Here is a 14,394-nt window from a genome sequence, read left to right as displayed (position 1 = left end):
TCACGGCCTCCGCATGAGCAGGTCCCGCAGTTCGCGGGCGTGGCGCCGGCTGACCTGCAGTTCCTCGGCGCCGACCAGGACGCTGACACTGCCCGCGTCCAGGCGCAGTTCACCGATGTGGCGCAGGGCGACGAGGTGGCGGCGGTGGATGCGGACGAAGCCGCGGGCGCGCCAGCGCTCCTCCAGCGTGGACAGGGGGATGCGGACGAGGTGGCTGCCCCGGTCGGTGTGAAGGCGGGCGTAGTCGCCCTGGGCCTCGACGTGGGTGATCTCGTCGACGGGGACGAAGCGGGTGACGCCGCCGAGTTCGACGGTGATGTGGTCGGGGTCTGGTTCGTGCACGGGGATGCGCGGGGTGGGCACGGCGGCGGTGCCGCGCCGTTCGGCGGCCCGGCGGACCGCTTCCGCCAGCCGCTCCCTGCGCACCGGTTTGAGCACGTAGTCGACGGCCTTGAGGTCGAAGGCCTGGACGGCGAAGTCCTCGTGCGCGGTGACGAACACGACCAGCGGTGGCCGGGCGAACCCGGTGAGCAGCCGGGCGAGGTCCAGTCCGTCGAGGCCGGGCATCTGGATGTCGAGGAAGACGACGTCGATGGCGTCGGGCCCGTCGGGGCCGGACTCCAGGGCCCGGTTGATGCGGCGCAGCGCCTCGGTCGCGTCGCGCGCCCCCTCCGCGGTGCCGATGCGGGGGTCGGCGTTCAGCAGGTACACGAGTTCCTCGAGGGTGGGGCGTTCGTCGTCGACGGCCAGGGCGCGCAGCATGAAGGTGGAGTGTAGGGGCGATCCGGGCGCCTGCACACGTCTGCGACGTGGCCGTATCCGCTGGATACAGTGCCCGCATGAACAGCAGGCCCGCTTCCTTCGACGAACTCGACCGGAAGATCGTCACCGCTCTGATGGAGAACGCCAGGACGTCCTTCGCCGAGATCGGCGCGGAGATCGGACTGTCCTCGACGGCGGTCAAGCGCCGGGTGGACCGGCTGCGCGAGACGGACGTGATCACCGGGTTCACGGCGACGGTGCGGCCCTCCGCGCTGGGGTGGCGCACGGAGGCGTACGTGGAGGTGTACTGCGAGGGGGCGGCGCCGCCGCGGCGGCTCGCGGAGGTCGTGCGGGGCTACCCGGAGATCACCGCGGCGATGACCGTGACCGGCGGCGCGGACGCGCTGCTGCACGTGCGGGCGCGGGACGTGGAGCACTTCGAGGAGGTGCTGGAGCGGATTCGTGCGGAGCCGTTCATCCGCAAGACGATCAGTGTGATGGTGCTGTCCCACCTGATCCCGGACAGTCCGGAGGCGGGAGCGGCCCTGCTTGCTTCGGACGGCGCAGCAGACGTGCGCTGACCGGACGGAGAACGCAGCGATCCTGCGGGAACACGCAGCTTTCATCGCTTGTCGGGCTCGGGCCTCACTTCCTACCGTGGTGTCAACACCCCGTCACACACCGTGAAAAGCGGAGGTACCCCTCTGTGACCGACTCCCGTGTGCCGCGCCGGCGGCGCTTCCTCGTCTGCGAACCCGGACACTTCGCCGTGCAGTACGCGATCAACCCGTGGATGAGCACCGACCGACCCGTCGACGTCATCCGCGCCCTCGACCAGTGGCAGGCACTGGTCGACGCCTACCGGGCCCACGGCCACACCGTGGACACCGTCGCTCCGGTCCCCGGCCTGCCCGACATGGTCTTCGCCGCCAACTGCGCGGTGGTGGTCGGGGGCCGGGTCTTCGGCTCCCTCTTCCACGCGCCCGAGCGGCGTCCCGAGTCCGTGCCCTTCGAAGCGTGGTTCAAGACGGAGGGTTTCGAGGTCCACCATCCCGAGTCGGTCTGCGAGGGCGAGGGCGACCTGGTCCCGGCGGGCCGGTGGATCCTGGCCGGCACCGGGTTCCGGACGACCCGGGACGCGCACCGCGAGGTGCAGGAGTTCTTCGGCGTGCCGGTGATCTCGCTGACGTTGGTGGACCCGTACTTCTACCACCTGGACACGGCACTGTTCGTACTCGACGACGGAACAGGGGGGAGCGGGGGCGACGGCGGGAACGTCGCCTACTACCCGGGCGCGTTCTCGCCCGGCAGCCGCGAGGTGCTGGAGAGGCTGTACCCGGACGCGGTGCTCGCCACCCGCGAGGACGCGATGGCGTTCGGGCTCAACTCCGTGTCCGACGGACGGAACGTGTTCATCGCCCCCGCGGCCCGGGAACTGGCCGACCGGCTCGCCGGCCGCGGCTACGTGCCCGTGCCCGTCGACCTGTCCGAGTTCCACAAGGCCGGTGGCGGCATCAAGTGCTGCACCCAGGAGATCCGGGAGACCCACTCATGACCGCACCCACCCGCGCCGGCCGCGGCTCCGAGGAACTGATCCGCGCCGAGGAGCCCGTCCTCGCGCACAACTACCACCCGCTGCCCGTCGTGGTCGCGCGAGCGGAGGGTGCCTGGGTGGAGGACGTGGAGGGCCGCCGCTACCTGGACATGCTGGCCGGCTACTCCGCGCTCAACTTCGGCCACCGCCACCCGGCCCTGATCGATGCCGCCCACCGCCAGCTGGACCGGCTCACCCTCACCTCCCGCGCCTTCCACAACGACCGGCTCGCGGGCTTCGCCGAACGGCTGGCCGCGCTGACCGGCACGGACATGGTGCTGCCGATGAACACCGGCGCGGAGGCCGTGGAGAGCGGCATCAAGGTGGCCCGCAAGTGGGCCTACGACGTCAAGGGCGTCCCGGCCGACCGGGCGACGATCGTGGTCGCCGCGGACAACTTCCACGGCCGTACGACGACGATCGTCAGCTTCTCCACCGACGAGACGGCCCGCTCGGGCTTCGGCCCGTTCACCCCCGGTTTCCGGATCGTGCCGTACAACGACCTCGCGGCGATGGAGGCGGCGGTCGACGAGACGACGGCGGCCGTGCTGATCGAGCCGATCCAGGGCGAGGCGGGCGTGCTGATCCCGGACGACGGCTATCTGACGGGCGTGCGGGAGCTGACCCGCCGCAGGGGCTGCCTGTTCGTCGCCGACGAGATCCAGTCGGGTCTGGGCCGCACGGGCCACACCCTGGCCGTCGAGCACGAGTCGGTGGTGCCGGACGTGGTGCTGCTCGGCAAGGCGCTGGGCGGCGGCATCGTCCCGGTGTCGGCGGTCGTGGGCCGGCGTGAGGTGCTGGGGGTGCTGCACCCGGGCGAGCACGGTTCGACGTTCGGCGGCAATCCGCTGGCCGCCGCGGTGGGCACGGCGGTGGTGGAGCTGCTGGAGACCGGCGAGTTCCAGCGCCGGGCGGCCGAGCTGGGCGCGGTGCTGCGCGAGGGCCTGGCCGCCCTGGTCGGCAAGGGCGTCGTCGGTTTCCGGGCCCGGGGCCTGTGGGCGGGCGTCGACGTGGACCCGGTGCTGGGCACCGGGCGCGAGGTGAGCGAGCGGCTGATGCGCGAGGGCATCCTGGTCAAGGACACCCACGGCTCGACGATCCGGCTGGCCCCGCCGCTGACCGTCACGGCCGACGAGCTGGCGGGCGCCCTCGGGACGCTGGAGAAGGTCCTGACCTCCTCCTGACCGGCCGGCCGGGGTTCACCGAGCGGCTCGGCGTCCTTGGTCGAGCCGCTCCACGTGCGTGACGTTGTCCCGGTCCTCGGCGTCCTGGCCCGGCCCGCCCGCGAACCAGGCGTCGAGGATCTCCCGCAGCAGCGGCCCGGAGGTCAGCCGCAGGCTCAGCGCGAGCACGTTGGCGTCGTTCCAGCGGCGGGCCCCGTCCGCGGTGTACCCGTCGGCGCACAGGGCCGCGCGGACGCCCGGGACCTTGTTGGCGGCGATGGAGGCGCCGGTGCCGGTCCAGCAGCACACCACGGCCTGGTCGGCCCGTCCCTCGGCGACGTCGCGGGCCGCCCGCTCGGAGCAGACGGCCCACCGCGCGTCCGCGCCGGGGCTCAGCGCGCCGTGAGCGTGCACGTCGTGGCCGCGTGCGCGCAGTTCCTCGACGAGGAGCCGGGCGACGGGTTCGTCCATGTCGGAGGAGACGGAGATACGCATGGGCGAAGCGTACTCACCGGCCGCTCACCTCATCGGCCCAGTCACATGACCGAAGTCACGACCATACCCAGCATGATCGGGGGAACGGGTACGAGCTGAGACACGTACGACCGAGCAGCACTCCGCCCGGGGTGTCTGCGCGTGGAAAGGGAGGCCGCCACGTCCCCCACCGAGAACGGCCCAGAGACCGACGTCGCGGCGGTGCGCCGCCACCCCGCCCTGTTCCGGGCGATCAAGCGGCGGAAGAACCCCCGACTGCGCCGGTCCGACATCACCGTCACGGACGAGGCCGCGGTCAAGCGTGCCGTCAAGGCGGCCTCTCTCGGCAATGCCATGGAGTGGTTCGACTTCGGCATCTACGCCTATCTCGCGGGCACCATCGGCCGTGTCTTCTTCCCGTCCGGGAGCGACACGGCGCAGCTGCTCTCCTCGTTCGCCACGTTCGCCGTGGCGTTCCTGGTGCGTCCGATCGGCGGCATGGTCTTCGGACCGATGGGCGACAGGATCGGCCGCAAGAAGGTGCTCGCGCTCACGATGATCCTCATGGCGATCGGCACCGCCGCCATCGGGCTCATCCCCAGCTACGACTCGATCGGCTTCTGGTCGCCGCTGCTGCTGATCCTCTTCCGCCTGCTCCAGGGCTTCTCCACGGGCGGTGAGTACGGCGGCGCGTCCACCTTCATCGCGGAGTACGCGCCGGACAAGCGGCGCGGTTTCTTCGGCAGCTTCCTGGAGCTGGGCACGCTGGCCGGGTACACCGGTGCCGCGAGCCTCGTGACCGCCCTGACGGCGGGGCTGGGCAGCGACACCATGGACGCGTGGGGCTGGCGGATCCCCTTCCTCGTCGCGGCGCCGCTCGGCATCGTGGGTATCTATCTGCGGCTGAGGCTGGACGACACGCCCGCGTTCCTGAAGCTGGAGGACTCCAGCGTCCACGTCTCGGAGGCGGCGAACGCGGTGGAGACCACCGCGCGGGGCGACCTCGCCAAGATCTTCCGCACCCACTGGCGGTCGCTGGTGCTGTGCATCGCGCTGGTCGGCGCCTACAACATCACCGACTACATGCTGCTGTCGTACATGCCGACGTACCTGTCGGACGAGCTGGACTACAGCGAGAGCCACGGGCTGATGATCCTGGTGGCGACGATGGTGCTGCTGATGCTGATCATCAACCAGGTGGGCCGGCTGTCGGACCACTTCGGCCGCAAGCCCGTCCTGATGACCGGCATGATCGGGTTCTTCGTGCTGTCCGCCCCGGCCTTCGTGCTGGTGCGGGAGGGCAGTCTGCTCGCCGTCTCGGGCGGCATGCTGATGCTCGGCCTGTCGCTGGTCTGTCTGCTGGGCACGATGTCGGCGGCCCTCCCGGCGATGTTCCCGACCAGCGTCCGCTACGGGTCCCTGTCGGTCGGCTACAACCTGTCGGCGTCCTTGTTCGGCGGCACCACGCCGCTGGTGATCACCGCCCTGATCAGCGTGACCGGCTCCGAGATGATGCCGGCCTACTACTCGATGGCGGCGGCCCTGATCGGTGTCGTGGCCGTGGCCTGCATGCGGGAGACGGCCCAGAAGCCGCTGGCGGGCTCGCCTCCGTCGGTGGGGACCGAGGAGGAGGCCGCGAAGATCGTCGAGGCGCAAGCGCCGACGCCGAAGTTCTGACGCCCGGGGCGCGGGCACGCGCCGGAAGGGGCGGCGGGGTTCTGTGCGAACCCCGCCGCCCCTCGGCGTGTCAGGCGTGTCCGTCGCCGCTCAGCCGGGTGTCACAGGCGCTGCCAGAGCGCGGGAACGTTCGGCGGCTCCCAGCCGGGGTAGGCGGTGTGGCCCTGGATGCACCGGTAGCTGACGCCGTCGTAGGCGACCACGTCGCCGGCCGCGTAGGTGGCGCCCAGCTGCCACGTGGTCTCACCGCCTCCGTCGCCGGAGACGACGAGGGTGTACGTGGTGGTGTGGGTGACGGCGCCCGTGCCCGTGAGGGTCAGGGTGTACGTGCCGGCGGCCGTGCCCGCGCCGACCCGGACGGTGGCGGTCGAGGACTGGCCGGAGGTGACCGAGTCCGGGGTGAAGGTCACGCTCACGCCGGTCGGCGCGCCGGAGGCCGACAACCGGACGTTCTGCGCGTCACCGCTGGTCGTGGCGGTGTTCACGGTGACGCTCGCGGAGTTGCCCGGCTGGACCCTGCCCGAGGACGGGTTGGCGGAGAGGGAGAAGTCGTCCTGCGGGTCGGGTGCGTCCCCCACGGCGGTCTGCCAGATCGTGTACGCGATGCCGTCGGCGCTGCGGTTCAGCGCGGTGGCGTTGATGTTGGAGGTGGTGTCGCAGGCGCTGTGGTAGCACGGGTCGTAGGACCGGCCCGCGGTGCCGCCCCACTTGGCGGCCTCCGTGGCCGACTTGATCGCGGAGGCGCCGGTGGCGTATCCGGAGGTGGCGATGCCGACCTGCTGGAACGAGTAGTCGTCGGAGCGGCCCTGGCCCTCGACGTTCTCCTGCGGGGCGAGGCCGAGGGAGGTCCAGTACTCCCGCATCGGGGCGGAGGCCGAGGAGGTCAGGTTGTTGATGAAGTAGCCGCCGTTGACGGAGGCGACCATGTCGAAGTTGTAGTACGCCTTGATCCGCGAGCGCTCGGTGGAGCTGAGCGTGCGGGCGTAGAAGTCGGAGCCGTTCAGGCCCTGCTCCTCGTCGGTCCACCAGGCGAAGCGGACGCGGTTGACCATGGTCGGGTTCTGCTCGGCCAGGGTGAGCGCCGTCTGAAGGAGCGCGGCGGAACCGGAGCCGTTGTCGTTGATGCCCGGGCCCGCCGACACGCCGTCGAGGTGGGCGCCGAACATGTAGACGCTGTTCGCGTCGCCCTTCGGCCACTCCGCGATCAGGTTGTTGCCCGCGCCGGCGGAGCAGCCGGAGGTGCAGGTCTGCTCGGTGACGGTGTAGCCGGCCGCCTGCAGCCTGCCCTTCACGTACGCGAGGGAGGCGTCGTATCCGGAGCCGGTGGCGCGGCGGTTGCCGCCGTTCTGCGCGGCGATCGAGCCGAACTGAGCGAGGTGGGCCTGGACCTGGGCGACGTCGACGTCGGGCGGCGTGCCCGGCTGGTTGCCGCCGCCGACGGTGAGGGTGTACTGGGCGGTGTGGTTCTTGCTGCCCGCCGTGCCCTTGACGGTGATCGAGTAGGTCCCGGCGGCCGTCCCGGACGTGGTGGAGACCCGCATCGTTGAGCTGGAACCGGAGGTGACCGTCGACGGGCTGAAGGTGACGCTCACGCCGGGCGGGGTGCCGGTGGCGGTCAGCGACACCTGCTGGGCGCTGCCGGTGACGGTGGTGGTGTTGACGGTGGCGTCGACCGCGGAGCCGGCCTCGGCGCTGCCGCTCGCCGGCATGAGGGCCAGCGAGAAGTCGGTCTCCTGCCGGGCGCAGGTCGGGTCACCGGGCTGGGCCGGGATGTCGATCGCGTTCCAGGCCGCCTTGGTGGTGTCGAACAGGTCGCAGGACGCGTCCAGGTTCTTGGCCGCGGTGAGGGTGGCGGTGCGGTACCGCTTGTAGGTCATGCCGCTGGTCTTGAGCAGCATGCCGCCGTAGAAGATCTTGCCGGCGTTCTGGATGCCGATGCCGGTGACCCGGCTGCCGTCGCAGGTCGGGCTGGAGGGCTTGCCGCCGCCGGGGCTGGAGCCCTCGGCGAGGAGGTAGAACCAGTGGTTCATGGGCCCGGCCGCCGCGTGCTCCTCGGTGCGCGGGATGGCGGAGGAGTAGCAGTTGGGGTCGTTGTTGACCAGCTGGGGGTTGTACATGTTGCGGATCGGGCCGCGGCCCTGGAGGTCGATCTCCTCGCCGACGGTGTAGTCGGGGGTGTCGTACCCGGAGGGCTGGTTGGCGTAGGCCTCGGTGAGGGCGCCCATGATGTCGCCGGTGGCCTCGCCCAGGCCGCTCTCGTGGTTGGCGCCGCCGGGGGTGTAGCTGTCCAGGCCGTGACCGTACTCGTGGCCCACCACGTCCATGCCGGCGATCCACTTGCCGGCGCTGTTGTGGCCGATGGTGACCCGTGAGCCGTCCCAGTAGGCGTTCAGCTGGTTGAGCCCGACGGATGCGGGCCAGCTGCCGCCGTTGCCGTTGTGGCCGTTGCGGCCGAGCCAGTCGCGGAGCATGTCCGACTCCTTCTGCGCCGCGTACATGACGTCGACGCAGCCGGTCTCGCGGCTGGAGGCGTTGCCGGTGCCCCAGTCGTCGTCCGGTCCGGTGAACAGGCCGCCGTTGTAGTCCGAGCACTGCAGGCCGGGGCGGGTGGTGTCGCGCAGGGCGTACTGGCTGCCGGAGCGGGAGGTGTCGATGGTCAGCGGGTTCGGCCCGTTCCACTCGCTGCGGCCGGTGCCGGCCTTCACGTCGTCGTACGTGTCGACGACCTTGCCGGTGCGGGCGTCCACGAACACGTGCAGCCTGCTGGGCACGTGGTCCTTGGTGCTGCCGACGAGCACGGTCTCCCAGGCGAGGGTCTGGACGTCGTCCTTGACCCGGACCACCAAGCGCTTGGAGTCGACCTTGTCGACCTCGGCGAGCTGCTTGCGGCTGGTTCTCACCGCCTGCGCGGCCTCGATCCCGGCCTCGGTGGGCACGGCTGTCGCGCCCTCGGCGGCGGACTGGACGGCGCGGACCCTGCCCTTGCCGTCGGCGAGGACGACGGCGTCGCCGCCGACCACCGGCAGGCCGTGGTAGGTGCGCTCGTAGGCGACCGAGAAGAGGTTGTCGTCCCAGGGGGTGACCTGGTGGCGGTCGTACTGCTCGTCGGGGCCGCCGGCGACGAGGGCGTCCAGGCCGCTGCGGACGGCCTGGTCGGCCGCGGCGACGGCCCTCTCGACGGGGGTGGGTTCCGCCGCGGAGGGCGCGGACCGCTCCGAGGCCGAGGCGAGGGAGGTCGGTACCACCACCCCTGCGAGTGTCATGGCCAGGACTGTCCCGGCCACCGCGGTCTGTCTGAGCATCGTGGCTCCTTGTGAGAGTGGGGGGCTCCTTGCGGGCCGGCCCGGCCAGGACACGCCGGACGCGCAGCCTGGGGTGCGGAGACGCGTCCGTCGACGGTTCGACTGTCGGTTGCATGTCATGTCGCGGGCTGGCGGAACCCTCACATCCCGCCGCACCGGAATCAACGGCTCCGTGAGCTTGGTCCAGACCTGGCAAATTCCGGCAAGTACGGGTGCGCGCGGGGCAGGCCCCGCCCTCGCGGAACCGGCGCCCTGCCTCTCACTCCCCCGCGGCCAGCAGCCGCTCCCGGTACTCCCGGACCTCCGGCAGGTCGGCCCACTCCCCGGTGAGCCGGCTGTGCAGTCCGCGCAGTTCGGCGCTGACCATCGACTCGCGTGAGCGCACCGCCTCGGGCAGGACCTCCGAGGCGAGGGCGACGGCGGCCCCGGGATCGCCGGCGCAGGCCCAGCTGTCCGCCAGGCGGAGGGTGAGCAGCAGCCGGGCGCCGCGCATCTGGGGCGGCACCTGCGCGCGCGAGCGTGCGGTGGCGTCGACCGCGCGCCGGGCCGCCGTACGGTCCCCGGTCGCCACCGCGAGGTCGCGCAGGGCTCCGCCGACCGCCGAGTCGACCCGCATCGCGCCCTCGGCCCCGGCCATCCACGGCGCCTCCAGGTGGTCCCGCCGGTCGAGGCGGGCGAATCCCCGCCGGGCCAGGGCGATGTGGCGTCGGCACTGCGCGGCGTCGCCCGCCAGGGCGTGGCCCCGCGCCTGGTACAGGTGCGACAGGGTGGCCGTCCACCGGCGCCGCCCGTCCACGGCGCCGATGCCCTGTGCGTAGCCGAGCATCAGCGAGGGGGCTCCGTCGAGCCGGACCAGGGTGCACATGTCGCTGAGCAGCGTCGCGCGGGCGGGCGCGTCCTGGACGGCGTCCGCCCAGCGCAGTCCGTGGCCGAACCAGGCCATCGCGACGCCGAGCTGCCCGCGCTCCATGCGCAGCCTGCCGGCGACCTGGGCGTACTGCGCGCCGAGCCGCAACTGGCCGTAGGGCAGCCGGCCGGCGGTGTCTACCTCGTCGGCCCAGCGGGCCAGGGCCCGCAGCAGTCCCTCCACGGCCGTCACCCGGCCCTCGTGCCCGAACGCCTCGCGGATCAGACAGGCCAGGACCGCGGTGAGGCCGTGCAGCAGCTCCGCCTCGGCGACCCCTGCTCCGGCGCCCACGCGCCACCCGGGTGCCGGACCGCCGGCCGGACCCGGCCCGTCGAGCAGCGCCGGCAACTCGCCCGGATCGGGCACCGCGCATCCGGCGGTGCCGTGCAGCGGGCACACCAGCCCCTCGGCGGGCAGCCGCGCGGGCCACATCCGGGGGTCCGGCGCCCCCTGCCCGACGGGGGTGTCCGCGCCGGGCAGCGGCGCGAACAGCGCCGGGTCGGCCGGGGACCGGCCGGCTCGCCGCGGCGCCTCGCGCGGCGCGGCGACGATCGCGGCCAGCTCTCCGCCCGTCTGCAGCACCGTGTCGAGCCGGCGCACCAGCTCCCCGGGCGGCTCGCGCAGGCCCGCCTCGAGCTTGCTGACGGCCGAGTGGTGGTAGCCCACCCGCAGGCCGAGTTGCAGTTGGGTGAGCCCGGCCGCCCTGCGCAGGGTGCGCAGCCGCCGCCCGAACTCCGCCCAGGAAGCCCCGGCCGCCCGTGCCGATCCACCGGTCATCCGTCCTCCCCCGGTCGCGCCCCGGCCCGGGCCGTGCACCGCCCGGGCTTCGCGCATGCCGCCACCCGACAGCACAGGGGACGGGGTGTGCCGCGTCAATCGAGTTGACCGAAGCGCGACCGAACCGCTCCCGGCCGGCTTCGGCGCGGTCGGGCTACGATCGATCACCGGTCGCGGACGACCGGCCGGGAGCCCGGAGAACTGGAGACACACCGTGTTCTACTACGTGCTCAAGTACGTCCTGCTGGGCCCGCTGCTGAGGGTCGTCTTCCGCCCCCGGATCGAGGGCCTGGACCATGTGCCGGGGTCGGGGGCGGCCATCGTCGCGGGCAACCACCTCTCCTTCTCGGACCACTTCCTGATGCCCGCGGTGCTCAAGCGCCGCATCACCTTCCTCGCCAAGGCCGAGTACTTCACGGGGCCGGGCCTCAAGGGCAGGCTGACCGCGTTCTTCTTCCGCAGCGCCGGGCAGATTCCCGTGGACCGCTCCGGCAAGGAGGCGGGGCAGGCCGCGATCCGCGAGGGGCTCGGTGTGCTGGGCCGAGGCGAGTTGCTCGGCATCTATCCGGAGGGCACCCGCTCGCACGACGGCCGGCTGTACAAGGGCAAGGTCGGCGTCGCGGTGATGGCGCTCCGGGCCGGGGTGCCCGTCGTGCCGTGCGCGATGATCGGCACCTTCGAGGCGCAGCCGCCGGGCCGGAAGATCCCGAAGCTGCACCCGGTGGTGATCCGCTTCGGCGAGCCCCTCGACTTCTCCCGGTACGCCGGCATGGAGGGCGAGAAGGCCGTGCTGCGCGCCGTCACCGACGAGATCGTCTACGCCATCCTGTCCCTGTCCGGCCAGGAGTACGTGGACCGCTACGCGGCGGACGTGAAGGCGGAGGAGGCCCGGAAGGCGGCCGAGGGGCGGAAGTTCCCCAGGCTGCCGCGCCGTTAGCCGCGGGGTCTTCCGGGTCTGCGTCGTCTGCCCTCGGCAGAAGACGTGGCCGGCCGGGGACGGGACGCCTACGGTCGCCGTATGACACGTGCGGTGGTGGTCGGGGCGACGGGACAGATCGGGCGGGCGGCGGTGGACGCGCTGGCCCGGGACGGCTGGGAGGTGACGGCCGTCTCGCGCGGCGGCGACCGGGACGCGCGGTGGCCCGGGGCGGTGCGGGTGGCGCCGGCCGACCGGGAGGACGACGCGGCGCTGTCGGCGGCCGTGGGCGAGGGTTGCGACGTCCTGGTGGACGTGGTGGCGTACGGGGAAGGGCACGCACGGCAGTTGGTCTCGCTCGCCGGCCGGGTCGGCTCGGCGGTGGTGATCTCCAGCGTGTCGGTCTACGAGGACGACGAGGGCCGCACCTTCGACACGCAGACCGAGCCCGGCGGCTTCCCCCGGTACCCGGTGCCGGTCACCGAGGCGCAGCGCACGATCCGCCCGGGCGACGCCACGTACAGCACCCGCAAGGCGGCGTTGGAGCAAGAACTCCTCGCGGCGGGCGACCGGTTGCCGGTGACGCTGCTGCGGGCCGGCGCGATCCACGGGCCGTACTGCCGGACGCCCCGCGAGCTGTACTTCGTCAAGCGCAACCTCGACGGCAGGCGCCGGCGCGTGCTCGCGTACGGCGGTGCGAGCCGCTTCCACCCGGCGGGCGTGCGCAACATCGCCGAGCTGATCCGGCTGGCCGCCTCGCGGCCCGGCACGCGCGTCCTGAACGCGGTGGACCCGGACGCCCCGACGGTGGCGGAGATCGCGGCGGCGATCGACGCGGTGACGGGCGTCGAGACCGAGGACGTGCTGATGGACGGCCCGCCGGTGGACGGCGTGGGCGACACCCCGTGGAGCGTGCCCGCGCCGGTGGTGTGCGACATGAGCGCGGCCCGGGAGCAGTTGGGCTACCGTCCGGTGGCCCGGTACGCGGACACCCTGCCGGAGACGGTGGCCTTCATCGAGCAGCGGCTGGCCGGACGTGACTGGCGGGAGGCGTACCCGAAGATGCTCGCGGCGTACGGCGACCTCTTCGACTACGCGGCGGAGGACGCCTGGGCCGGGGGACGGTAGCGCAACGGGCAGGGGGCGACCGGTCGGACCGGTCGCCCCCTGCCTTCGTGTCCGCCGGCCGGGCTACGGCTTGGGCGTGGCGTGCGGCGCGCAGGTCACGTCACGGGCGTCCAGCTCGCCGGTGAGCAGGTAGGTGTCCACACGGTCGTTGACGCACGGGTTGACCAGCCCGGTGACGCCGTGCGACCCGGCGTCCCGCTCGGTGATCAGGCGCGAGCCCTTGAACCGCTGGTGCAGTTCGACGGCGCCCGCGTACGGGGTGGCCGCGTCCCGCTCGGACTGGACGATCAGCACCGGCGGAAGTCCCTTGCCGGTCTTGACGTTCAGCGGGGTCCGCTGCTTGACCGGCCAGGTGGCGCACGGCAGGTTCATCCAGGCGTTGGCCCAGGTCATGAACGGGTGGTCGCGGTGCAGGCGGGTGTTGTCCCGGTCCCAGGTGTTCCAGTCGGTGGGCCACTTGGCGTCGGTGCACTCGACGGCCGTGTAGACGGCGTTGCCGTTCTCCGCGGAGGCGTTGCCCGCGGTGTCGGACAGGTCGGGTGCGGCGGCGTCGACGAGGGCCTGGGTGTCACCGGCGACGTACTTGCCGAAGGTCGCGGCGATCGGTGCCCAGGCGGAGTCGTAGTACGGGGCGCTCTGGAAGAAGGAGATCAGCTCGGCCGGTCCGACGACGCCGCCCAGCGGCTCCTTCGCGGCGGCGGCGCGCAGCTTCAGCCACTGGTCCTGGACCTCGGCGCGGGTGTCGCCGAGGTGGTAGGTGGCGTCGTTCGCGGCGACCCAGTCCTGCCAGTCCTTCCAGCGGCCCTCGAAGGCGACGTCCTGGTCCAGGTTGGCCTGGTACCAGATCTTGTCGCGGGACGGGCTGACGACGCTGTCGACGACCATGCGGCGGACGTGGTCCGGGAAGAGCGTGCCGTAGACGGCGCCGAGGTAGGTGCCGTAGGAGACACCGAGGTAGTTGAGCTTCCTCTCGCCGAGGGCCGCGCGGATGACGTCGAGGTCGCGGGCGGTGTTCGGCGTGGTCATGTGCGGCAGCATCTCGCCGCTGCGCTCGAAGCAGCCCTCGGCGTACTCGCGGGCGAGCTTGCGCTGGGCGAGCTTGTCCGCCTCGGACCCGGGCACGGGGTCGGCCTTGGGCGCCCCTACGAACTCCTGCGGGTCGGCGCAGGAGATGGGCGCGGAGTGGCCGACGCCGCGGGGGTCGAAGCCGACGAAGTCGTAGGCCTTGGCGGCGTTCGCCCACACCGCGCTCCTGCCGGTCACACGCGCCGGGAACCGCAGGCCGGAGCCGCCGGGCCCGCCGGGGTTGTAGACGAGCGCGCCCTGGCGCTCGCTCTTGCCCCCGGTGTTGCCGATGCGGTCGACGGCGAGCCTGATCTGCTTGCCGAACGGCTTGGCGTAGTCCAGCGGCACCGTGACGTAGCCGCACTGGATGGGCTTGGGCAGGTTCCAATCGGCGTCGCAGTCCTTCCAGTCGACGCCGGCCCGGGCGGCGCGGGCGGCGGCGATGGTGACGCCGCGCGCCTCCTTGTCCCAGCCTCGTGCGTGCGGCTGCCCACGGCCGTCGGCCGGGGCGGCGCTCGCGGCGGGCGCCGAGACGGCGCCGGCTATCAGCGTGGCGGTGACCAGCGCTCCGGCCGAGCCGAAGGCGGTCGCCCTCCGCCGCATGCTGCTCTTGCTCAAGTGGCCCTCCC

11 protein-coding genes are annotated in these 14,394 nt (G+C 72.6%); 6 read left to right on the top strand and 5 right to left on the bottom strand.

All coding sequences use genetic code 11. The annotated features are described in order from the left end of the window. Nucleotides 1-762 (bottom strand): LytTR family DNA-binding domain-containing protein, encoded by a 762-nt coding sequence (locus tag AB0P07_RS04450; protein ID WP_365544956.1) that lies wholly within the window; start codon nucleotides 760-762, stop codon nucleotides 1-3. A 77-nt stretch (nucleotides 763-839) separates the two neighbouring features. Here AB0P07_RS04450 and AB0P07_RS04445 point away from each other — a divergent pair, with 77 nt between their 5' ends. The 3 genes from AB0P07_RS04445 (at nucleotide 840) to rocD (ending at nucleotide 3,540) form a co-directional block, all read left to right on the top strand. Next, on the top strand, nucleotides 840-1,343 hold the full coding sequence (locus AB0P07_RS04445; protein WP_365544953.1) for an Lrp/AsnC family transcriptional regulator: 504 nt from the start codon (nucleotides 840-842) through the stop codon (nucleotides 1,341-1,343). 125 nt (nucleotides 1,344-1,468) lie between these two features. Next, nucleotides 1,469-2,317, top strand: coding sequence for a dimethylargininase (gene ddaH / locus AB0P07_RS04440; RefSeq protein ID WP_365544950.1), 849 nt, complete (start codon nucleotides 1,469-1,471; stop codon nucleotides 2,315-2,317). Further along, entirely contained in the window at nucleotides 2,314-3,540 is a 1,227-nt protein-coding gene (gene rocD, locus AB0P07_RS04435) for an ornithine--oxo-acid transaminase (protein WP_365544947.1), read from the top strand. The genes ddaH and rocD overlap by 4 nt, the downstream gene beginning before the upstream one ends. Before the next feature lie 15 nt (nucleotides 3,541-3,555). Here the strand turns inward: rocD and AB0P07_RS04430 are convergent, their stop codons facing one another. Further along, a complete protein-coding gene (locus AB0P07_RS04430; RefSeq protein ID WP_365544944.1) occupies nucleotides 3,556-4,014 on the bottom strand; it encodes an RpiB/LacA/LacB family sugar-phosphate isomerase in 459 nt (152 codons plus the stop codon). A gap of 141 nt (nucleotides 4,015-4,155) precedes the next feature. Between AB0P07_RS04430 and AB0P07_RS04425 the strand changes: the two genes are divergently transcribed. Then, nucleotides 4,156-5,670 carry an MFS transporter gene (locus AB0P07_RS04425; RefSeq protein ID WP_365544941.1) on the top strand — a complete coding sequence of 505 codons (1,515 nt, stop codon included), beginning with the start codon at nucleotides 4,156-4,158 and terminating at the stop codon, nucleotides 5,668-5,670. A gap of 101 nt (nucleotides 5,671-5,771) precedes the next feature. Here AB0P07_RS04425 and AB0P07_RS04420 read toward each other — a convergent pair whose 3' ends face one another. Together AB0P07_RS04420 and AB0P07_RS04415 are read right to left on the bottom strand one after the other, a co-directional pair. Continuing rightward, nucleotides 5,772-8,972: a M28 family peptidase gene (locus AB0P07_RS04420; protein WP_365544938.1), complete on the bottom strand. Its 3,201-nt coding sequence runs from the start codon at nucleotides 8,970-8,972 to the stop codon at nucleotides 5,772-5,774. A 259-nt stretch (nucleotides 8,973-9,231) separates the two neighbouring features. Continuing rightward, nucleotides 9,232-10,656 carry a helix-turn-helix transcriptional regulator gene (locus AB0P07_RS04415; RefSeq protein WP_365544935.1) on the bottom strand — a complete coding sequence of 475 codons (1,425 nt, stop codon included), beginning with the start codon at nucleotides 10,654-10,656 and terminating at the stop codon, nucleotides 9,232-9,234. Between the two features lie 214 nt (nucleotides 10,657-10,870). Between AB0P07_RS04415 and AB0P07_RS04410 the strand changes: the two genes are divergently transcribed. Further along, nucleotides 10,871-11,593 carry a lysophospholipid acyltransferase family protein gene (locus tag AB0P07_RS04410; RefSeq protein WP_102927885.1) on the top strand — a complete coding sequence of 241 codons (723 nt, stop codon included), beginning with the start codon at nucleotides 10,871-10,873 and terminating at the stop codon, nucleotides 11,591-11,593. Between the two features lie 81 nt (nucleotides 11,594-11,674). Beyond that, nucleotides 11,675-12,700, top strand: a complete 1,026-nt coding sequence (locus tag AB0P07_RS04405; RefSeq protein WP_365544932.1) for an NAD(P)-dependent oxidoreductase — start codon at nucleotides 11,675-11,677, stop codon at nucleotides 12,698-12,700. Nucleotides 12,701-12,763: 63 nt separating this feature from the next. Here AB0P07_RS04405 and AB0P07_RS04400 read toward each other — a convergent pair whose 3' ends face one another. Beyond that, nucleotides 12,764-14,383 carry an alpha/beta hydrolase gene (locus AB0P07_RS04400; protein WP_365544930.1) on the bottom strand — a complete coding sequence of 540 codons (1,620 nt, stop codon included), beginning with the start codon at nucleotides 14,381-14,383 and terminating at the stop codon, nucleotides 12,764-12,766. Nucleotides 14,384-14,394 lie beyond the last annotated feature (11 nt).

The organism is Streptomyces sp. NPDC085944 (assembly GCF_040686295.1).
Lineage (GTDB): Bacteria > Actinomycetota > Actinomycetes > Streptomycetales > Streptomycetaceae > Streptomyces > Streptomyces salinarius.
This window is presented reverse-complemented; position numbering and strand designations above follow the sequence as displayed.

Coding starts and splice junctions, on each gene's coding strand:
- AB0P07_RS04415 (WP_365544935.1), bottom strand. CDS start 10,656: ATGACCGGTGGATCGGCACGGGCGGCCGGGGCTTCCTGGGCGGAGTTC.
- AB0P07_RS04420 (WP_365544938.1), bottom strand. CDS start 8,972: ATGCTCAGACAGACCGCGGTGGCCGGGACAGTCCTGGCCATGACACTC.
- AB0P07_RS04430 (WP_365544944.1), bottom strand. CDS start 4,014: ATGCGTATCTCCGTCTCCTCCGACATGGACGAACCCGTCGCCCGGCTC.
- rocD (WP_365544947.1), top strand. CDS start 2,314: ATGACCGCACCCACCCGCGCCGGCCGCGGCTCCGAGGAACTGATCCGC.
- AB0P07_RS04405 (WP_365544932.1), top strand. CDS start 11,675: ATGACACGTGCGGTGGTGGTCGGGGCGACGGGACAGATCGGGCGGGCG.
- AB0P07_RS04450 (WP_365544956.1), bottom strand. CDS start 762: ATGCTGCGCGCCCTGGCCGTCGACGACGAACGCCCCACCCTCGAGGAA.
- AB0P07_RS04445 (WP_365544953.1), top strand. CDS start 840: ATGAACAGCAGGCCCGCTTCCTTCGACGAACTCGACCGGAAGATCGTC.